This is a genomic window from Leyella stercorea (assembly GCF_019052365.1).
Classification (GTDB): Bacteria; Bacteroidota; Bacteroidia; order Bacteroidales; family Bacteroidaceae; genus Prevotella.
Genome location: NZ_JAHQUY010000052.1, coordinates 1 through 20,865, shown reverse-complemented (window position 1 = coordinate 20,865; position 20,865 = coordinate 1). Strand labels below are relative to the sequence as shown.

Annotated in this window: 17 protein-coding genes; 7 read left to right on the top strand and 10 right to left on the bottom strand. The window is 52.3% G+C overall.

What is annotated here, in order from left to right; translation table 11 throughout:
- Nucleotides 1-203 precede the first annotated feature (203 nt).
- A complete protein-coding gene (locus tag KTQ90_RS09570) occupies nucleotides 204-1,385 on the bottom strand; it encodes a VapE domain-containing protein (RefSeq protein ID WP_217318231.1) in 1,182 nt (393 codons plus the stop codon).
- A 140-nt stretch (nucleotides 1,386-1,525) separates the two neighbouring features.
- Nucleotides 1,526-1,978: a DUF6078 family protein gene (locus KTQ90_RS09565; RefSeq protein WP_217318230.1), complete on the bottom strand. Its 453-nt coding sequence runs from the start codon at nucleotides 1,976-1,978 to the stop codon at nucleotides 1,526-1,528.
- 191 nt (nucleotides 1,979-2,169) lie between these two features.
- Between KTQ90_RS09565 and KTQ90_RS13890 the strand changes: the two genes are divergently transcribed.
- Nucleotides 2,170-2,301 carry a hypothetical protein gene (locus KTQ90_RS13890; protein ID WP_302180513.1) on the top strand — a complete coding sequence of 44 codons (132 nt, stop codon included), beginning with the start codon at nucleotides 2,170-2,172 and terminating at the stop codon, nucleotides 2,299-2,301.
- On the opposite strand, the gene KTQ90_RS09560 is transcribed toward KTQ90_RS13890, so the two are convergent.
- The 5 genes from KTQ90_RS09560 to KTQ90_RS09540 all read right to left on the bottom strand — a co-directional run bounded on the left by KTQ90_RS09560 (nucleotide 2,294) and on the right by KTQ90_RS09540 (nucleotide 6,436).
- Nucleotides 2,294-3,184, bottom strand: a complete 891-nt coding sequence (locus KTQ90_RS09560) for a YitT family protein (protein WP_022157891.1) — start codon at nucleotides 3,182-3,184, stop codon at nucleotides 2,294-2,296. The two genes, KTQ90_RS13890 and KTQ90_RS09560, sit on opposite strands and share 8 nt — an antisense overlap.
- A gap of 112 nt (nucleotides 3,185-3,296) precedes the next feature.
- Complete coding sequence (gene rny, locus KTQ90_RS09555) at nucleotides 3,297-4,829, bottom strand: ribonuclease Y (RefSeq protein ID WP_022157890.1); 1,533 nt, start codon at nucleotides 4,827-4,829, stop codon at nucleotides 3,297-3,299.
- A gap of 191 nt (nucleotides 4,830-5,020) precedes the next feature.
- A complete protein-coding gene (locus KTQ90_RS09550) occupies nucleotides 5,021-5,323 on the bottom strand; it encodes a cell division protein ZapA (protein WP_217318229.1) in 303 nt (100 codons plus the stop codon).
- Between the two features lie 33 nt (nucleotides 5,324-5,356).
- On the bottom strand, nucleotides 5,357-5,656 hold the full coding sequence (locus KTQ90_RS09545; RefSeq protein ID WP_217318228.1) for a hypothetical protein: 300 nt from the start codon (nucleotides 5,654-5,656) through the stop codon (nucleotides 5,357-5,359).
- Nucleotides 5,657-5,803: 147 nt separating this feature from the next.
- Nucleotides 5,804-6,436 carry a hypothetical protein gene (locus KTQ90_RS09540; protein ID WP_022157888.1) on the bottom strand — a complete coding sequence of 211 codons (633 nt, stop codon included), beginning with the start codon at nucleotides 6,434-6,436 and terminating at the stop codon, nucleotides 5,804-5,806.
- 254 nt (nucleotides 6,437-6,690) lie between these two features.
- Between KTQ90_RS09540 and rfbA the strand changes: the two genes are divergently transcribed.
- The 3 genes from rfbA to KTQ90_RS09525 all read left to right on the top strand — a co-directional run bounded on the left by rfbA (nucleotide 6,691) and on the right by KTQ90_RS09525 (nucleotide 10,664).
- Complete coding sequence (rfbA, locus tag KTQ90_RS09535; RefSeq protein WP_217318227.1) at nucleotides 6,691-7,572, top strand: glucose-1-phosphate thymidylyltransferase RfbA; 882 nt, start codon at nucleotides 6,691-6,693, stop codon at nucleotides 7,570-7,572.
- 102 nt (nucleotides 7,573-7,674) lie between these two features.
- The gene (locus KTQ90_RS09530) at nucleotides 7,675-10,233 is read left to right on the top strand and encodes a GumC family protein (RefSeq protein ID WP_217318226.1); all 2,559 of its coding nucleotides are present in this window, start codon (nucleotides 7,675-7,677) and stop codon (nucleotides 10,231-10,233) included.
- A 2-nt stretch (nucleotides 10,234-10,235) separates the two neighbouring features.
- Entirely contained in the window at nucleotides 10,236-10,664 is a 429-nt protein-coding gene (locus tag KTQ90_RS09525; RefSeq protein ID WP_217318225.1) for a BT0820 family HAD-type phosphatase, read from the top strand.
- 154 nt (nucleotides 10,665-10,818) lie between these two features.
- Here KTQ90_RS09525 and KTQ90_RS09520 read toward each other — a convergent pair whose 3' ends face one another.
- Both KTQ90_RS09520 and KTQ90_RS09515 read right to left on the bottom strand, forming a co-directional pair.
- Nucleotides 10,819-12,999, bottom strand: coding sequence for an alpha-galactosidase (locus tag KTQ90_RS09520; protein WP_217318224.1), 2,181 nt, complete (start codon nucleotides 12,997-12,999; stop codon nucleotides 10,819-10,821).
- A gap of 53 nt (nucleotides 13,000-13,052) precedes the next feature.
- Entirely contained in the window at nucleotides 13,053-15,371 is a 2,319-nt protein-coding gene (locus tag KTQ90_RS09515) for a TonB-dependent receptor domain-containing protein (protein WP_217318223.1), read from the bottom strand.
- A 216-nt stretch (nucleotides 15,372-15,587) separates the two neighbouring features.
- On the opposite strand from KTQ90_RS09515, the gene KTQ90_RS09510 reads away from it, so the two are divergent.
- Nucleotides 15,588-17,222, top strand: a complete 1,635-nt coding sequence (locus KTQ90_RS09510) for a DUF6377 domain-containing protein (RefSeq protein WP_217318222.1) — start codon at nucleotides 15,588-15,590, stop codon at nucleotides 17,220-17,222.
- Nucleotides 17,223-17,246: 24 nt separating this feature from the next.
- Here the strand turns inward: KTQ90_RS09510 and fmt are convergent, their stop codons facing one another.
- A complete protein-coding gene (gene fmt / locus KTQ90_RS09505; RefSeq protein WP_217318221.1) occupies nucleotides 17,247-18,221 on the bottom strand; it encodes a methionyl-tRNA formyltransferase in 975 nt (324 codons plus the stop codon).
- A 203-nt stretch (nucleotides 18,222-18,424) separates the two neighbouring features.
- On the opposite strand from fmt, the gene KTQ90_RS09500 reads away from it, so the two are divergent.
- Together KTQ90_RS09500 and KTQ90_RS09495 are read left to right on the top strand one after the other, a co-directional pair.
- Nucleotides 18,425-18,994 (top strand): L-threonylcarbamoyladenylate synthase, encoded by a 570-nt coding sequence (locus tag KTQ90_RS09500; protein ID WP_022157880.1) that lies wholly within the window; start codon nucleotides 18,425-18,427, stop codon nucleotides 18,992-18,994.
- Entirely contained in the window at nucleotides 18,995-20,803 is a 1,809-nt protein-coding gene (locus KTQ90_RS09495; RefSeq protein WP_217318220.1) for a chloride channel protein, read from the top strand.
- Nucleotides 20,804-20,865 lie beyond the last annotated feature (62 nt).

Below are 20,865 nucleotides of genomic sequence, written 5' to 3'. Positions count from 1 at the left end.
TGAGAAGTGTCAGCCCTAATTTATTTTGTATGAAAAGTTTTAGCGGACAGCAATAATATAAAATCAAGTACGTGAAAAAATCTGCCATATCTTCCAGGATTGCTGTACGGCGCTCATTATCAACATTGTAAAGGCTGGAAGATATTGCTAAGGAGGGATTATCAGTCAGCCTATCTTCCAGCCTGAGCGGGCTATCTACCAGCCTACTGCCCCACCCTCTTCACAAGATAGCGCGTGCAGGTTTCGCACTTGCGGCGGCGCATACCTGGCATGTTGGCGAGCTTGCGACCGAAGGCGATGAGAGTGTTGACTAGCAGGGAGGAGCCGACTTTCTGCTTTATGACATCGAAGATTTCGGCGGTGGAGAGCCACTCAGCGGAAGGGTCAAGCGGATCGTTGGCGACGGAGAAGCAGAGGCTGAAGTATTGGTCGGCGGGTTCCTGTATCTCGTAGCGGCGGTTCCAGAGCATTATCTGCTCGGTCTCTGCCTTGTCGAACCAGCTGCGACTACCGTTGCGCAGGAGCTGCAACGCCTGCGCGAAGAGTTGACGGTGGTCGGGCACACGACTTGTGTCGATGGGCGCCGTGAGTTCGATGCCGATGAAACGACGGTTGCCAGACGGATCGGAGAGGATGTCGGTCATGTTGCTCGTGGCTATGAACGACGCCTTGCGCGGCAGCTCCTCAAGGTGCGTGCCATAAGGTCGTTTCGCCTTTATCGAGGGCAGCTGGATAACGTTCTTCAGAAAACCCTGCTGCACACGCGGCGATATCTGGTTGAACTCGTCGAGGTTGATGAGTAGCTGCTGCGACATGGCGAGCATCACCTGACGGCGATAGGAAAGGGTGAGGCTGTCGGTGTAGCCCCACTTCAGGGCGTCGGGCAGCAGGCGACGGCAAAACGTACTCTTGTGGTAGCCCTGCGGCGAGATGAGCAGCGGCGCAACGCTGTTGCCGTAGAGTCGCGATGGCTGGTTCTGCCATTGGCTCACCATGGCGAGCAGCCACGTCTTGAACCACTTGTGCCAGAGCGGTGCGTCAGTGGGCACGGTGCGGGCGAGGTCGCCGATATGGTCGTGCCCGTCCCAAGCGCCTTCGCACGAGGCAAGATAGTCGCCGACGGGGTCGAACTGACGCACGTAGTCGGACTCGATATAGTTGCGTATGTCGTTTGGACTCACCTCGATACCCTCGCGTTGCACCTCAAGGATGATGCGACGGAGCATGCGCGGGTCGAGCGGAGTGAAACTGTCGGCAGGCAGCGCAACGGGGCGATACTCTGTGCAGTTCAAGACGGTGTTGTAGCGGAAGGCGTAGCGCATGGTGAGAAAGCTGATCATGCGGTCAATGGGACATAGGTCGATGGTTGTTGTTTCGTTTTTCATGGTTTTATGTGTGTTTTTGTTTGTGGCTATAGCGTTACCGCGGCGCGGGCATGCAATAACATCTAAGCGGTAATGATAGTTTTGCTATCCGGTAACAGTTGTACCGGATAGCGAGAATAACGGTTAAAGAGTAAAAAAAACTACAGGAAGTCGAGCTCTTCGCACGAGTTGTCGAAGTTGACGTCGCTGTAGCAGTAGCTGGCGAAGAGACGCTTTATCCACGCCTGCTGTTCGGGCGAGAGCAGACGCTCGCCATGATGGTAGCGGTAGTACATGGTGTTGCCGCCGAGATACTCCTTCATGAGCGAACGTAGCGTGGGCGCATCGTGCAGCTTAACGTCCTTGAAAAGTTGGTTGAAGCCCCACGCCTGTCGCACTATGCGGAGCTGCTTGAAGTGTTCGCACGAACCGTCGGCGTGCAGCGCGGCTGGATAAACAGCGTTGCCCCATGTGCGCGAACCGCTGAGGGCTATGGTGGAGCGAAAGCGGATGCACTCCTCGTGGTGTTGGCAGCCGGAGTTGAAGCAGTAGAGCCAGTTGCGCGGGATGTTGCCGCCCTTGATGGCAGCGTTGATGATGTTTGTGTTTTCCATTGTACCGAGTTTTTATGTTTATGTATGTTGGTTAAATCGACGCAAAGGTACAATGTTGCGCAAGCGAAGTCAAGCGTTTTTACGAAAAAGTTTCTGCGAGGCTGGTAGTTTTTGGAAATGCAATACGAAAACTAAGTGCGAATAAAAACAGTAGCGGAGGTCTCCGGCCTCCGCAGCAAGCGACAAAACTAATGAAAGCATCGTCAACTGCTGCGGAGGCCGGAGACCTCCGCTACTATCTATTGTCAACATCACAACATCTCAACACATCAACATCTCAACACATCACCACCTCAACACCTCACCACCTCAACATTACTTGATCTTATCGAAGCCCTCGCCGAAGACACCTTGGCAGAACGTCTGCGAAACAACGGCATCGGGGTCGATCGCCTTGATTACGGCGAATACTTCCTGCGACTCGTACTTGCGCGTGAGGACGATGAGCACATCTACATTGTTCTTGCTGTACCAGCCCTTGCCCTCGATGAGCGTTACGCCGCGGCGCACGTCGGTGTTGATGGCGTCGGCAATCTCCTGATACTTCTTCGAGATGATGAGGAACTGCACCGTCTGGCGCGCACCGTTGATGACATAGTCGCAAACGATGGTGGCTACGAGCGTGAAGGCGATACCGTAGACGATGGTCTCCACGCTGCGGAAGAGCAGGTAAGAGGAGCAGATGATGGTGCAGTCGACGAACTGCATGGCGCGACCGAAGCTCATGTTGAAGTACTTGTTGAGCAGTACGGTGATGATATCGGTGCCACCGGTAGAACCATTATGCGAGAAGACCAGACCCAAGCCGGCACCACCCATCGCACCACCTATGAGCACGTGCATGAACTTGTCCTCGCCCGCCGTGATGATCGGGTATGCCTCGAAGAACGGCTGTAGTATACCGACGAAGAAAAGCAGGACGCCCACACCGGTGACGGTGCGGATGATGAACTGCAGGTTGAGTTCCTTAAGGGCAATGAGCAACAACGTACAGTTGATTACGGCAAGCGAAATCCATGTAGGTATTTCGGTTGCATAGAAAACAAGTGCTGCAATACCAGACGCACCGCCCATAACTACCTTCTCGGGCAGGATGAACGCCGTATATCCAACGGAATACGACAGGATGCCGAGAACGATGAAAAAGAGGTCTTTCATGTTACTTTTGGTGCGTTGCTTCAGCGCCGTTGTTTTAACTTCTCCCATAATTTGTAGTTTTTTTTAAGAACAAAGCCATACCCCAAAAAGGGCGTATTGCCTACTTCTGGGCCATGGCTTTGCACATTAGTCTATTGATAATTTTAAGTTTTTACACTTGTTACTTAGCATAAGCTACAGAACGAGTCTCGCGGATGACGGTGATCTTCACCTGTCCCGGATATGTCATCTCGGTCTGAATCTTGTTAGCTATCTCGCCAGAGAGCTTCTCAGTCTCCTTGTCGTCCATCTTGTCGGCGCCAACGATTACGCGGAGCTCGCGACCAGCCTGGATGGCGTAAGTCTTTGTTACGCCGGGGTAAGACATGGCGATAGCCTCAAGATCGTTGAGACGCTTTATGTAAGCCTCTACAATCTCGCGGCGTGCGCCTGGGCGTGCGCCAGAGATAGCGTCGCAGACCTGAACGATTGGAGCGAGCAGCGTGTTCATCTCCATCTCGTCGTGGTGAGCACCGATGGCGTTGCAGATATCGGGCTTCTCCTTATACTTCTCGGCGATCTTTGCGCCGTAGAGTGCGTGCGGCAACTCGCTCTCCTCGTCGGGCACCTTGCCGATGTCGTGAAGCAAGCCAGCGCGCTTTGCCTTCTTCGGGTTCAGACCCAGCTCGGCTGCCATTACGGCGCAGAGGTTGGCTGTCTCGCGAGCGTGCTGCAAGAGGTTCTGACCGTAAGAAGAACGATACTTCATCTTGCCGACGATGCGGATAAGCTCGGGATGCAAGCCGTGGATACCGAGGTCGATGGCTGTGCGCTTACCGGTCTCGATGATTTCGTTGTCGAGCTGCTTCTTCACCTTTGCCACTACCTCCTCGATGCGTGCCGGATGGATACGTCCGTCGGCTACGAGCTGGTGGAGAGCAAGGCGGCATACCTCGCGGCGAACGGGGTCGAACGCTGAGATAACGATTGCCTCGGGCGTGTCGTCAACAACAATCTCGACGCCGGTAGCAGCCTCAAGAGCGCGGATGTTGCGACCCTCGCGACCGATGATGCGGCCCTTCACCTCGTCATTGTCGATATGGAACACCGACACAGAGTTCTCGATGGCTGTCTCTGTAGCTACGCGCTGTATGGTCTGGATGACGATTTTCTTAGCCTGTGTGTTGGCGTTGAGCTTCGCCTCGTCCATGATCTCGTTGATGTAAGAAGCGGCGTCGGTGCGAGCCTCGTCCTTAAGGCTCTCCACAAGGCGGTTCTTAGCCTCCTCTGCGCTCAGACCTGAGAGTTCTTCGAGCTTCTCGCGCTCCTTGGTCTGCATCTTGTCGAGTTCCTCCTGCTTGAGGGCGAGGAGCTTCTTCTCGTTGTCGATGCGCTGCTGGCACTGCTCCACCTCCTGCTTGCGGCGGCCGAGCTCCTCCTGACGCTGGTTGAGCGAAATCTCGCGCTGCTTCAGGCGGTTCTCGCTCTGCTGAATCTTCTGGTTGCGCTGCTGCACCTCCTTCTCCAGCTCCGACTTCTTGTTGAGGAACTTTTCCTTCACTTCGAGGAGTTTCTTCTCCTTCACTACTTCAGCCTCCTTGTTGGCGGCTTCTACCATTTCATTATATTTTCCTTTAATGACATAACGGAAAATAGAATAGCCTACGATGCCACCTACGATGAGTGCCACTAAGGCTGCAATGAGTGTATACATTGTTCAATTATTTGTTTGTTAGTTACTATTTAATTAAATTATTCGTTCGCAGTTTGCGATGGGTAAAGATACAATCCGTGATGTGCAGAGTGGCAGAGAAGGTAAGAAAGCGTTGTTTGCTGTACACCTTATTATATATAGATATATAGCAGTTGCTCTTCATACATCCTTGGTCATCTAAGCATAGACCGTCAGACGCCCAGCACCTCTTCAATCTCGGATGTGAGCTTTGTGAGGAGGTCCTGATACGGCTCTGTGTTGTTACGCGACTTCTCCATCTCGTAACGCAGGGCTATCTCGATGAGTGCCATATAAAGGATCTCCTTGTCGTTCTTGGGTCCTTTATATCGCTGTGCGTAGGTGTTCATCGTCTTCGTAATCAGACTGGCGGCGTCGCGGTAGAGCGGTTCGTCCTCCGGGCGTATGTTCACCGGCATGTCGGTGTCGTAGACGTGAAGCCTTATGCGCAGCTTCTCTGTAGATTGTTCTGCCATCGTGTGAATGTTTTAAAGCTTGCAGCGAATGGTCTACACCTGCTTCTCGTTGATGAGCGTTATGCACTTGTCGACGTCGCGTATGAGTTTGGCAAGACGCTTCTGCGCCGCCTGCATGTCTCCGTCGGTGATTTCAACCATTCGAGCCAATTTCAGACTTTCGTAGTCGTTGCGCTGCTGCTGTAGCTGGGCTTCGAGCTTCTCGATGCGTTGCTGCTGCTCCGCCACCTGACGACACAAGTCCTCGTTCTGCTTCGTAACACTCTGGTACTGCAGAATCATTTGCCTGACACGTGTCGCAAACTGGTTTATAGTTTTCGATTCAGTTTCCATATAACAGCGTTTATGACTGTCGGCGCATTGGTTCTGCGCCACAAAATTATATTATTTTTACGAATGTGACAAAACTATTGCAAGTTTTTATTGTGGCTGAACACGTTTTTGTACCTGTCTCACGCATTTTCAGCCACAACCCTCACATTACTTCTTCTGCTCAGCGTCGGCACCTGCCTTCGGTTCCTTCTTGGCAAGCATCACCACCTGGAACACGAAGTCGGTAATCCACTTCTGAGAGAAGCCCAAACGCTGGTCGTACTGACGTATCGCCATTACAGCCTTGAGCACAGCCGGATCGCTGTAGTCGTTCTTTGTGAAGAGGTCGGCTACGGTCTTCTCCGTCATCTTGTAGAGCGCGTTCTTGAAGAACGACGGCAGACGGAGCTTGAACTTCATGAGGTTGCCCATGAGCATCATGATGTCCTGAGTGAAGTTCTGGAACTGAATGAGATAAACCTGCACATCCTGCAACTTGCGACAGTTCTTGCGGATGCTGGCATCCACCTCCTTGAAGAAGTTGTCGTCTACGCCGTATATCTCGCGCAGCATCTTGCGGCAAGCGCTCTTCTCGCCCACGCCGAGCTTGTTATTCACTGTCGGAACGTGGAGCGTGGTCTTGAACACGCGCAAATCGGGCAGCATGCCGAGGTTGGCAATGCCTACGTTTGCGGCTATCGAAGCCTGGAAGTACACACGCACAAGCTGCATGTAGTCTTCCATACCACCTGTCTTATCGTTATCTGTTTTCTTTCCGAATAGTTTTGAAAAAAATCCCATATATGTTTTATTTGTTTATGATATCAAATTGGCACGCAAACGGGTTTTACATTTATTATGCCAACTTAAACTATATTATGCAAAATTACAAATAAAATGGATAACTGCCAAGTGTTGCAACGTTTTTCTTATTTTACCGATTAACGTTTCAAAATTAAGCGTTCAAAAGTGTATTTTCTAAGTTATTATTATTAACTTTGTGCACTTTATATAATTATAAGAATATTGTTTAACAATAAAAACATCAAAGAATCATGAAAGGTATCGTTTTAGCAGGTGGCTCGGGCACACGCCTCTACCCCATCACCAAAGGTATTAGCAAGCAACTCATACCAATTTTCGATAAGCCAATGATATACTATCCTATATCAGTGCTCATGCTCGCTGACATAAAGGATATCCTCATCATATCCACCCCTAACGACCTGCCGGCTTTCAAGCGCCTTCTGGGCGACGGCAGCGACTACGGCGTACGCTTCGAATACGCTGAGCAACCTTATCCTGGCGGTCTGGCTCAGGCGTTCATCATCGGCGAAGAGTTTATCGGCGACGACAGCGCTTGCCTCGTATTGGGCGACAACATATTCTACGGAGCCGGCTTCACACAGTTGCTGCGCGAGAGCGTGCAAAACGTGGAGCGCGACGGCAAGTCGACCGTCTTCGGCTACTACGTGAACGACCCTGAGCGCTACGGCGTGGCTGAGTTCGACGCCGAGGGCAACTGCCTTAGCATCGAGGAGAAGCCCGAGCACCCGAAGAGCAACTATGCGGTGGTGGGCCTCTACTTCTACCCGAACAGCGTGGTGGAGATTGCGAAGAACATCAAGCCGAGCGCACGCGGCGAACTGGAGATAACAACCGTGAACCAGGAGTATCTGGAGCGCGGCGAACTGAAGGTGCAGACCCTGCAGCGCGGTTTCGCATGGCTCGACACTGGCACACACGACTCGCTCTCTGAGGCAAGCACATTCATCGAAGTTATCGAAAAGCGCCAGGGACAGAAGGTGGCTTGTCTGGAGGAGATTGCATACAAGAAGGGATGGATAACTAAGGAGAAGCTCACAGAGGTGGCACAGCCGATGATAAAGAACGAATACGGCAAGTATCTGATGCGCCTCGCCGAGGACAAACGATAGACGACCCAAGCGAAGGCCCGCAGAAAAGGCACAAGGAAAAACATAGCCGAAAAGAAGATAAAGGATAATAAAACGCTTTAAATATACAACGCAAACAAAAAAATGGAAGGAAACAACAACCAACAAGGTTTATACAACGTACAGCAAGAGCTCGAGGAGGGTTCTTCCTTCGACTTTAAGATCATCTACACGACACTGATCCTCAACTGGCAGTGGTTCGTACTTTCATTAATCATCTGTCTAAGCGCAGCTGCCATCATGTTGCGCTACACGACACCTATGTACCAGTCGTACGCCAAGTTGCTCATCAAGGACGACAACAACGGCGGACGCAGAGGCGGCAGAAGCTATATCGCCAACTCGTCTACATTGGGTATGATGACAAACACCGAGGGTCTCGACAACGAGATGGAGATTCTGAAGTCGACAGCGCTCGCTACAGAGGCTGTGAAGCAGCTGAAGCTCTACACGGTCTACACTCTCGAAGGACACATCAAGGACCACCTGCTCTACAAGAACCAGCCGGTGAACGTAGACCTCGATGCGGCCCACATCGAGACGCTGAAGAGACCTATCAGCCTCGTTATCGACAAGGACGAGAACGGCAAACTGCATGTGACGGGCACATATACCTACGTGCCTGAAGACCCCGACAAACCGTCGAAGACCTACGCCATCAACCGCACATTCGACGTTCTGCCGGCTCGCATCATCACAAGCGTTGGTATCATCACATTCACTACCAACACGCTCTCGCCGATGCCCGACGATCGTAATGAGCTCGTGACAATCTATCCGCCGAAGATGATTGCAGGCAAGTATAGCGGTGCGCTCACCGTCGACCAGCTTTCGAAGAACACTTCTATCGCCAGCTTGACACTGACCGACGAGATGCCGCAGCGTGCCAACGACTATCTGAAGCAGCTCGTGTTCAGCTACAACATGCAGGCTAACGAGGACAAGAACGAGATAGCGATGCGCACAGAACAGTTCATCAACTCGCGTCTTGAGAAGATCAACACCGAGCTGGGTGCTACCGAGGGCAGTCTGGAGGCAACAAAGCGCCAGTACAAGATTGTGAATCCGGAGGCTACCGGTGCGCTTGGTTACACCAACACCGACCAGTTCACACAGAAGCTGGCTGACATGGACATGCAGATAGAGTTGCTCCACAGCTTGCAGCAGTACATGAACGAACCGGGCAACAAGTATCAGACGCTGCCGTCGAACGTGGGTTTGAACGACGCTGCCGCTTCTACGCTCATCAACGACTACAACAAGATCGTTATGGAGCGCAACCGCTTGCTGCGCAGCGCCAACGAGAACAGCCCTACCATCACTCCGCTCACGGCACAGCTCGACGACCTCTCGTCAAGTATCCGCCGCGCTATGACTCAGGTACAGCGCAACGCACAGATTCAGCGCAACTCTATACTGCAGGAGTACAACCGCTACTCGAGCATGATCTACTCTTCGCCTGAGCAGGAGCGTGTGCTCAACCAGATCGGCAGACAGCAGGAGGTGAAGTCGGGTCTTTACCTGATGCTCTTGCAGAAGCGTGAGGAGAACTCTATCTCGCTCGCCGCTACAGCCGACAAGGGTAAGCTCATCGACGACCCCGTATCGTTCGGACAGATCAGCCCGAAGAAGTCAATCATCCTGCTCATCGCGCTGGTTATCGGCTTGGCTATACCGTCCATCGTGCTGTTCCTCATCAACTTCTTCCGCTACAAGATTGAAGGACACGAGGATGTGGCTCGCCTCACCACTCTGCCTATCATCGGCGACGTGGCTATCGCAAGCGAGACAGCGAAGACGAAGGCTGACATCGTGGTACACGAGAACCAGAACAACGTCATGGAGGAGGTATTCCGTTCTATACGTTCTAACATCCAGTTCATGCTGAAGGAGGACCAGAAGGTCATCATGTTCACCTCTACCACATCGGGTGAGGGTAAGACCTTCACAGCGGCTAACCTGGCTGTGAGCTTCGCGCTGCTTGGCAAGAAGGTGTTGGTAATGGGTCTTGACATCCGCAAGCCGCGTCTTACCAACCTCTTCGAACTGAAGGACAAGAACATCGGTATCACCAACCTGCTCGTACACGACAACCCGACCCATGAGGATATCTGCGCCAACATTCTGAACTCTGGCGTGAACCGCAACCTGGACATCATGCCAGCCGGTCCTATCCCGCCAAACCCTGCAGAGCTTGTTTCGCGCGAGTCGCTCGACAACATCTTCGCCACTCTGCGCAAGGAGTACGACTACATCATCGTGGACACCGCTCCTGTGGGTCTTGTTACAGATACGCTGATGATTGCTCGTGTGGCTGACCTCACCGTTTATATGTGTCGTGCAGACTATACTCCGAAGTCAAGCTTCGAGTTCATCAACTCGCTCAGCGCTCAGAAGAAGTTGCCGCAGGTAAGCATCGTTATCAACGGCATCGATATGTCGAAGAAGAAGTACGGCTACTACTACGGCTACGGCAAGTACGGCAAGTACGGACGCTACGGCAAGAGCGGCAGCTACGGCAGCAAGTACGGTGACAACAATGGCGGCAACTACGGTCTGAACTACAGTTCGTATGGCGCTTACGGCAATTATGCTGACAGCTACTACGGCAACAAGGAGGACGATTCAATCAAGCGTAAGTAACAATGGTTATAGCAGTTGATTTCGACGGAACTATCGTTGAGCACAAATACCCTGCCATCGGCAGGGAGCTGCCCTTCGCTACGGAGACATTGCGTATGCTGATACGCGACCGCCACAAGCTGATATTGTGGAGCGTGCGCGAGGGACGGCTGCTCGACGAGGCTGTTGAGTGGTGCAGGGAACGCGGCGTGGAGTTCTACGCCGTGAACCGTGACTACCCGGAGGAGAGCCGCGAGCACGACTCTTTCTCGCGCAAACTAAAGGCAGACCTCTTCATCGACGACCGCAACATTGGCGGTCTGCCCGACTGGGGTACTATCTACCAGATGGTGAGAGACCGCAGCACGTGGGAGGAAGTCTTGGAACAGCGCAACAGCAGCTTTGAAAAGACGGAGGCCCCAAAGCGCAAGAAGAAATGGGGCATCTTTTAAGTTGCCTACTATGCTCTAAGAACATTGAAAATTGTCTGTATCTATTAGAAAGCATACAGACTTATAAAAACGAAAAAGACCATGCCGGAATACCGACATGGTCTTTTTCGTTTAAACCTTTGTTACAATATATTATTACTACTACATTATCTTATTACTCCAGCACCAATACATGGCTTGTGCCATCCTGCGCTGTGAAGACGTTCAGACCAATCTTCATCAGATAGTCGCCACTGTACTGCTTGCCGTTACACTCCAAGTCTGACTGCTTGCCAGGAATGAGGTTTGTCTCCTTCACGGTGTACATCTTTGCAGCATCCAGACCCTGCAGCTTCACGTTCTGCTGCGGCTCCTTGTAGCGCGGATGCAGGTCGTAGGCGAAGAGCACCGCACGCTGCTTGTCCTTGCTAACGTAGTTGATAGCGCAGTGGCTGCCTTCGTACGGTGAAACAAGACGATACTGGTCGCCTTCGAGAATCATCGGCTTCATGCTGTTATAGTTCTTTACAGCCTGCTGCACGAACTTGTAGTCGTCGGCAGAGAGCGACTTGAGGTCGATGTCGAAGCCCAACTTGCATGAGCTGCATACGTCGGTGCGGAACTTCACGGATGTGTTCTTGTTCCAGTTGGTGACGTGCGATCCCATTGTCTTTGCAGGGAAGAACTTCGAGAGGCTCCACTGGATGTAGATGCGCTCGTACGGGTCGGTGTCGTCAGAACACCAGAACTCGGTGAAGTACTTGAGCATCTCGTAGTCCATACGTCCGCCACCACCAGAGCAGAGCATCATCGGCAGATTAGGATACTTGTTATGGATGCGTGTGAGCACATTGTAGATGCCACGAACGTGGTCGATGTAGAAGTTGCCCTGGTTCTGCTTGTGATACGGCGAATAGATATTGGTTATAACGCTGTTGCAGTCCCACTTGAAGTAAGCCACGTCGGGGTTCTCCGTCATGATGCGGTCGACGATGCCGTACACATAGTCCTGCACCTTAGGGTTGGAGATGTCGAGCACGAGCTGGTTGCGATAGTAATATGTGTCGCGCTGCGGCTGCAAGATAACCCAATCAGGATGCTTTTCAAACAGTTCGCTCTTCGGGTTCACCATCTCCGGCTCAATCCATATACCGAACTTCACGCCAGCCTTCTTTGCATCTCTAACGAGACCCGGTATACCCTCCGGCAACTTGCTCTTTGTAGCCTCCCAGTCGCCCAGTCCGGCGTGGTCGTCCTTGCGCGGATACTTATTGGCGAACCATCCGTCGTCGAGCAGGAACATATCTACGCCGAGATCCTTGGCATCCTTCATCAGTTCGGCAAGACTCTGCTGGTTGAAGTCGAAGCCTGTATTCTCCCAGTTGTTCAGGAGAGTGAGGCGGTCGCCCATACCCATGTTCACCTGATACTGACGAGCCCAGTTGTGCAGGTTGCGCGAAGCCTCGCCCATACCATTGTCGCTCATCGCGAAGATGAACTCAGGAGTGGTGAACACCTCGCCTGCCTTCAGCTTATAGTCGGAAGCATAAGGATTGATGGCAGGAATGACGCGAAGCGCGCCGACGTTGTCCACCTCAAAGGTGAAGCGGAAGTTACCTGGCCAGCCTATCGTGCCGAGCATCACCTTGCCCTCGTTCTCCTTGGCAGGCTCGTCGAAGCCCAACTCGAAGAAAGGCTCAGCCTGCATAGCGGCACGTGTGCCGAGCTTTGTGTCGATAATCTTTTTGCCCGTGCTCAACTGGGTTGTCTCTGGCTGACCTTCCTTAGCCCAGTCGCTGTGATAGTTAGTGAGATAATACTTTGAAGATTTGAAGTAGAGCATCGTAGAGCTGTAGCGCCAGAGTGTGATGGCAGACTTCTCCTTGTGAGAGATCTCGCTCCATGCCTTTATGACATTCTCCTTCGGATAAGCCACATAGTGGAGCTTCACTGTCAGCGGATACACCTTGTCCTGAAGAGTGATGACTGTCTCAGTGCCGCCCTTCACAGCCTTCTGCTCCGACGACTTATAATAGAGATATGTAGTCATGTTGCCGTCGGCGTGCGTTACGGCTACAGCCGGTTCGAAGAAGTCTTCAGCGCCGGAAGTGGCGTACACCTCATGGCCGCGCTGGCACACAGCGCCGTCGGAAGCTGCATATACATCCCACTTAAGGTTCTCGTAGTCGGCAGGATTCTGCAACTTATCGCCGAGATAGACCTGATAAAGACGGCCCTTTGGCGACACTTTCATCACGAGGTCGGTCTTTTCGGTAGACACACGGATGATTTCTTGAGCGAATGTGATGGCAGAAGTCATGCACATTGCTGCGATTAGCATAATAGTTTTCTTCATTTTCGTATGGTTTTTACAGGTTGTTTATATATCGATATTCTTGCATTGGCTTGTTAGAACTTGATGCTTGCGTTGAACTCTACTGTGAACGGGCGGAGATAGTTACCGCTCATATACTTGCCGGCATACTTGCCAGCCTCATCCTTTGTGATAAGCTCCGAACCGCTGATTGTGCCCTTCGCACCCTTCTCGTTGAAGATGTTAATGACGCTGACACCGAGACTCAGGTTCTTGTTCACATTCCAGTTGACGCCACCGAATGTCTCCCAGTGGCCGTTGAAGTAGAGTGCCTCCTGAAGGTTGGCGTATGTCTTGCCGAAGTAGCGGAAGCTGAGCCAAGCACTGAGGTTCTTCGTGATGTCGTATCTCGGGTCAAGCTCAATGAGCACCTGCGGAATCTCCTTCACAATCTTGTTGTTGGCATTAACGCTCATAGTCTGTCCGTCGCTGAACGTAACGCTCGCGTTGTAGTTCTTGTACACAGGCTTCTGATAGGTGAAGAGAGCGTGCATGTGGAAGTTCTTGAACGGGTTGATTTCGGCAGATGTTGTCCAGCCCAATGTCTGGATGTTGTAGATGAGCAACACGGTCTTGCCTTCAGAAGTGCCAGGCTTAGTGAGGTTCTGCTGGTCGATATTGTTCGACTTAGAGATGTATGTCACCATCGACGAGAGGTCGAGCCAAGAATTCTTGTAGAAGATACCGCCGCGAACCAACGGAATGGTCACGCGCTTGTACTGCTCCTCGGTAGGACCGGTGCCGGCATACTCGCTGATGCGCGGGAAGCGTGTGGCGATAGTGGCGTCGGCAGTAAGACCGAACTGGTTTGTTACGTTGTAAGTCATCTGCAAAGTGGCAGCATAGTTGAGCTTGTTCTTCGTAACAGTGGCTGGCGCGATGCTATGCTCTGTGGCTACGACAGATCCGTCTGCGATTGTAGAATATGTATTGAAGTTGCCGAGATGGAAGCCACGGAAGCGTGACGCAGAAATCTGGTCTGCCGACATACGATAGTATTCGAGACGACCGCCGTAGAACAGCTTGAACTTAGGAGTGATGCGCCATTCGTCGGTGAAATAGAGAGCGAGCTTATTCTCCGAACCCTTTGTGTATTCAGGACTCAGCTCGTTGTAACCGAAGGTCTCTGAGCGATGTGCTGTCTGCGTAGGGTCGAGCGGATTGACGTACATCTGGCTCAGTGTACGAGGATAAGCCTCAACGGTGCCTGCCCACTGGAACGAAGACGAATAGTAGTTGAGGTGGTAGTACCACTCGTTCAAGCCAATCATCAGCTTGTGATTGTTCAGCTGCTTGCTCATCTCGGTTGTAAGGAGGGCGTTGCTCACCTTGCCGATGTGCAGCCAAGTGCGGCGGCCTTCGATGAGTCCGCTGTATGCCGAACCGTCTGAAAGCTGATAGCCGTCAGACTCAGCAACCTCAGAGATAGTGCTGCCACCGTAGTCTACATAGTTGGCGCGCGGAGCGTTCATATACTTGGCGTTCAACTTCCACAGCCAGCCGTTGTCAAACTGATACTTGCTCACCAAAGCCACCTCATTGGCACGGTTGTCGTTGCCGTCGGTCATGTTCCAGGTCTCCATCTTGCCGGTCTTGGTGTTCAGATAGCTGAACGAACCATTACGCTGCACGTATGAATCCATACCCGGGTCGAAACCTGCAAGCTTCTTTATGCTACCGTCGCCGGCGTAGATGAACGGAGCGGCATTGGCGAAGTTGCCGGGGTTCTTGCTGTTCGAATACTTATATAATAAAGATATGTGTCCCTTGCCGCCGTTCAGTATGCGTGTAAGACCCAAATGGTAGATTTGCGTGCGGTCGGAATAGTCGGTGAAGCGCAGCTTGAAGCTTCCCGGGTCGAAGTTCTGATACATGCCGGCTGTGTAGAGCCACTTGTCGCCGATGCCGCCAGAGAGGTTGAGGTCGAAGTTCTGCATGCCGAAGTGGTTAGCCTTATAATTGAGTTTGCCACTGAACTTCTTCTCGCCCAACTCGCTAAACGCTGAGACAGCATAAGCGATGTTGCCGGTCTTGATGGCACTCTCCGACGGAGTCATAAGGTCGGTGCCTTTCAGCGAAGCGTCGCTGCGCCAGTGAGCAGATAGCTTGTGCACGGACGACGAGTAAACGGCAGGCAGTCCGTTCTCGTATACCGTTACGTCTTCGCTCGGCAATCCGATCTGAATCTCACGCGGTTTGCTGGCGTCAGAAGCGTTGAGCATTACGTTGCGCTCTTCCTTCTTCTGCGGTTCCGAATCGTTTGTTGAATTGTTTTCTGTATGCGTCTGTGCATACATGCCCGTAGAGGCAGAAGCCAAGAGGGCGAATGAGAATGTTTTAAGTTTTAGGTTCATATCCGTTGTGCTTATGTTTTCGGTTGCAAAGTTACAAACTATAGCGGCTGATTGTATGTATGCGTAAAATGAAAGTAGACATAAATTAAGGTATAGAAGCTTATAACTTATTATATATCAGAATATTTAAGACTTTAGTCTTTTTTATCAAAGTAAATGGTTTTATCTTAATAATATTAGCTAAATTTGCAGCATTAAAGCCAAAAACCCACTATTATGCGCATCTTTTTATACCTATTGTTCATCTTTTTGCCGCTGCAAGCTACAGCCCAAACCAAGTTGGCTACAGCCGGCATCTCTGGCGAGCAAGACCTGCTTGACCTTCTCGACAGCTATGTCGACAAGCGCGACGCATACTCCAAGCAGAAAGAAAAGAAGATTGACCAACTGAAGCTGAAGTTGCGAACGGCGGAAGACATTCCGCAGCGACTCGCACTTCTGAACAGTATCTATCGCGAATACTATACATACCATTACGATTCGGCAATGGTATACGTGAACCGCGGCCTCGCTCTATCAGAGAGTGAGAACAACGCTTACTACACAACGCTCAACAAGATTAATCGTGCAGCGGTGTTGTCTACGGGTGGTTTCTACAGTCAGTCGGAGGAGTTGCTTGAGGATATAAAAAAGAAGGGTGTGCCTAAGCAGCTAAAGCAATACTATTATTATACACGCACGTGGCTGTACAACTATTGGGAGGCGTTCAGCAACAAGTCGGAGTTCATGGACTATTACCATAAGAAGAAGTTCGAGAATCTGAAGCTCACGATGGAAGTCACAAGCAGCAAGGATGTGGCTCTGCATGCCTATCTTAGCGGCGAACTGGCTTTCCTCACCAACCCCATGAGCAAGGCTGTGCTGCAATTCTACACAAAGGCTCTGCTGAACAGCCGGGTAGACAGTCGTGTGCATGCCTCGGCAGCCTACTGCATAGCACGCTATTATCGCGAGTTGGGCGACACGCAACGATATGAAAAGTACATTATTGAAGCGGCTATCTCGGACATAACATGCCCTTTGAAGGAGAATCTTGCGCTGCAGGAGTTCTCTACATATCTGTATGAGAAGGACCCGAAGTATGCCGACCATGCGGCACGTTACATCTATTGCTCCATGGAGGACGCCCGATTCTACAATAACCGCCTGCGTATGCTCGAGATTTCGAGCATATTGCCTATCATCGCCACAGCCAATCAGGAGGCGTTAGCGCATAAGGAGCGTATCGTGAGAGGCGTGCTTGCGGTGGTTAGTTTTCTGTCGCTGATGTTGCTGGCAATGGCTATCTTCGGCTACAAGCAGAACAAATGGCTGGCAGGTAGCCGCCGAGAGGTAAAGACACAGAACCGGCAGCTGAAGGAGCTGAACGAACGACTCATAGCGACCAACCATCGCCGCGAGACCTACATGCGTTTGTTCATGGACATTAGTGCGGTGTACATCCGCAAGCTGATGGAGTACCGCAAACTGGTGAGCAGAAAAATAAAGGCCAACCAAACGGCTGACCTTCTTAAGACTATAAACAGCTATAAGCTCGCGGAGGAGGAGGCGACGACGTTCTACACTCGTTTCGACCGCGCCTTCACGGAGCTGTATCCTGGTTTTGTTGACGAACTGAACAGTCTGTTGCTTCCAGAAGGAAGGATTGCGCAGCCATCTCCTAACACCCTGACTACAGAAGCGCGCATCTACGCGCTAATGCGTTTGGGTGTGACTGAGAGTCAGGAGATAGCCACACTTCTATTCTACTCGACACAGACAATATACAACTACAAGTCGGCGATGCGCGCACGGGCTGTGAACCGCGACACGTTCGACGAAGACATCAACAGACTATGCCATGTAGGGTAATGGTCTTTTCCCTAAGATAAGCAATTACTTCAGCAGGTAGTCCTCGGGGTGCTGGAATCCGTTGAGGTAGTCGCGGGCTGCCATGCGCTTCTTGCCGGCAGGCTGCAGCTCTACAAGCTCAAGCCACTCGTCGACGGTGGCAACGAGAAGACGGCGGTTCTCTGCCTTGAGCGTTCCAACCTCTACGCCGTTAGAAGACTCGCCGGTCTTTGCTGCCTTGTACACCTTAAGCACCTGAGCCTTAGCCTGAGCGTCGCGCGGAGTGAGCATACACCATGCGCCGGGCACTGGCGACAGACCGCGCACAAAGTCGTAGATGCGCTTTGCTGAGAGTGAGAAGTCGATGGCGCAGGTCTCCTTGAATATCTTCGGAGCGCCGTGGTGAGCCTCGCTTTCCTGCTGCGACTGCGAAGGCACATCGCCGTCGGTAGAGAGCACGAGGTCGACGGTGTCGGTGCAGAGCGCTGCGCCGAGCTGCATAAGTCCGTCGTATACATACTCCACATCGGCGTCGTCGGGGATGGGGAACTCGCGCTGCGCGATGATACGACCGGTGTCGATGTCGTGGTCGAGGAAGAATGTGGTAACGCCGGTGCGGGTCTCGCCGTTGATTACAGCCCAGTTGATTGGCGCTGCGCCACGATAGTCGGGCAGCAGGGCGGCGTGAACGTTGAACGTGCCGAAGCGCGGCATAGCCCACACCACCTCGGGCAGCATGCGGAACGCAACAACCACCTGTAGGTCGGCGTTGTAGCTGCGCAGCTCCTCAAGAAACTGCTCGTCTTTCATCTTCACGGGCTGCAGCACGGGCAGATTGTGCACCAGAGCGTACTCCTTGACGGGCGAAGGGCGCAGCACTGATCCGTGGCGACCTACGGGTTTATCGGGCTGCGTCACCACAGCCACTACGTTATAGCCGTTCTCAACAAGTCGCTGGAGCGATCCAACGGCAAACTCAGGTGTTCCCATGAACACTATGCGGAGGTCTTTCTTTTCCATATATCTTTTTACTTTTTTACTCTTTTACCTTTTTACTTTTACAAAGTTACGTTTTTTTCGGCGAATATCATTCATGCTTGTAATAAAGAGCAAGAAAATTGTCTTTAAACTTACGGCATAACAAGAAAAAGCATTAACTTTGTAAAAGTAAAAAGGTAAAAAAGTAAAAGAGTAAAAGGTAAAAAACAAAATAGGAAATAACAATGACACAGAAAGAAGACATTCAGAATGCCGTGAACGTGATGCGTAAGGGTGGCGTGATACTCTACCCTACCGACACGGTGTGGGGAATAGGCTGCGACGCAACGAACGCTGAGGCAGTGGCAAAGGTGTACAAGATAAAACAGCGCGACGACTCGAAGGCGCTTATCTGCCTCACCGACTCGGTAGACCGCGTGCAGCGCTACGTGCGCGACGTGCCGCCAGTGGCTTGGGACCTTATGGAACTTGCCGAGAAGCCGACAACAGTGGTGCTCGACGGCGCCGTGAACCTCGCCCCGAACCTCATCGCCCAAGACGGCAGCATCGCTCTGCGCGTCACCAACGAGCCGTTCTCGAAGGAGCTTTGCTACCGTTTCCAGAAGGCTATCGTGAGCACAAGCGCCAATATCAGCGGCGAACCGACGGCACAGAACTATCGCGACATTGCGCCGGAGATACTGGAGGCTGTCGACTATGTGTGCTGGACTCGTCGCCAGGAACACAAGCCGCACACTCCGAGCAGCATCATCAAGCTCACTAAGGACGGACAGGTAACCATCATACGCAAGTAAATGGAACAGACTGCGATTGACAAGAAAGACGCAACGCTGGAAGAAAGGCTGTACGCTTGGCGCACGAAACATTTTTCCGACCGTCAGGCGACTATCATCCTCGCCCTCTGCATCGGATTCTTCGCGTCGGTGGCTGCCTACGTGCTCCACTCGATAATTCACATCATACAGCACATGCTGACGTCGAGGTTTCATGCCGACACGTTCAACTGGCTCTACCTGATGTTCCCCGTGGTGGGCATCTTCTTAACGTCGCTCTTCGTGCGCTACGTGGTGAAGGACAACATCTCGCACGGTATCACGCGCATCCTCTACGCTATATCCTCAAAGCAGTCGCGACTGAAAGGGCACAACTGCTGGACATCGGTTGTGGCGTCGGCTATCACCATCGGCTTCGGCGGATCGGTAGGTGCCGAGGCGCCTATCGTGCTCACGGGTTCGGCTATCGGTTCCAACCTCGGACGACTGTTCGGCATGGACAAGAAGAAGCTGATTCTGCTTGTTGGCTGCGGTGCTGCCGCCGCCATCGCCGGCATCTTCAAGGCGCCCATAGCCGGACTGGTGTTCACGCTCGAAGTGCTGATGGTCGACTTGAGCATGGCGTCGCTGCTGCCTATCCTCACGGCAGCGGTCACGGCTACGTGCTTCACGTATATCTTCATGGGCAGCTCGTCGCTGTTCAGCTTCCACCTCGACAGCATGTGGGGCGTGGAGCGTGTGCCGGCGTGCATCATTCTCGGCATCGCATGCGGACTTGTAAGTCTCTACTTCATACGTTCGATGTCGGTATGCGAGGGCATGTTCGGCAAGCTGAAGCAGCATCGCTGGGCTAAGCTCGCGCTGGGCGGAGTGATGCTCAGTTCGCTCATTTTCGTATTCCCCGTGCTCTACGGCGAAGGCTATTCTGCCATCAACGTGCTGCTCAACGGCACGAGCGAGGCAGACTGGAACGAAGTGCTGAAGAACTCAATGTTCTCGGGCGACGGCAGATGGCTCATCGTGTTTATAGCGCTGGTCATATTGACCAAGACATTCGCTACGGCTGCCACAAACGGCGGTGGCGGTTGCGGCGGTACGTTCGCGCCGTCGCTCTTTGTCGGAGCCTTCACCGGCTTCCTCTTCTCGCGACTTTGGAACATGTATCAGGTGGGCATTTATATTCCCGAGAAGAACTATACGCTGCTCGGCATGGCTGGCGTTATGGCAGGCGTTATGCATGCGCCGCTTACGGGCATCTTCCTCATCGCCGAGATTACGAACGGCTACGATATGTTCATGCCGCTGATGATTGTGTGCATTGCCTCGGTGATGACTATCAGCATCTTCGAGCCGCACAGCATCTACGCCATGCGTCTTGCTCGCGAAGGCAAGCTCCTTACTCACCACACCGACCGCTCTGTGCTGACACTGATGAAGATAGACAGCGTGATAGAGCGCGACTTCACCGCCGTTACGCCCGACATGCCGTTGGGCAAGCTGGTGAACGCTATCTCGAAGAGTCACACGTCGTTCATACCGGTGCTCGACAACGCCGGTTCGCTGCTTGGCGAGATAGACATCACGAAGATTCGACACATCATGTTCCGCGCCGAACTCTATAACAAGCTCACCGTTCAGCAACTGATGCTGCCCATTGCAGCGCAGGTTGGCGAGAGCGATTCGATGGAGGAAGTGATGCGCAAGTTCGATCTTAAGGGCACACGTTATATGCCCGTGGTGAATGTCTCAGGACATCTCACGGGATATATCTCGCGCTCAAGAGCGTATAGCATGTACAGAAAAATGGTAGCTGACTTCTCGGCGGAATAAAAATAGTTATTGCTGTCCGCTAAAACTTTTCATACAAAATAAATTAGGGCTGACACTTCTCA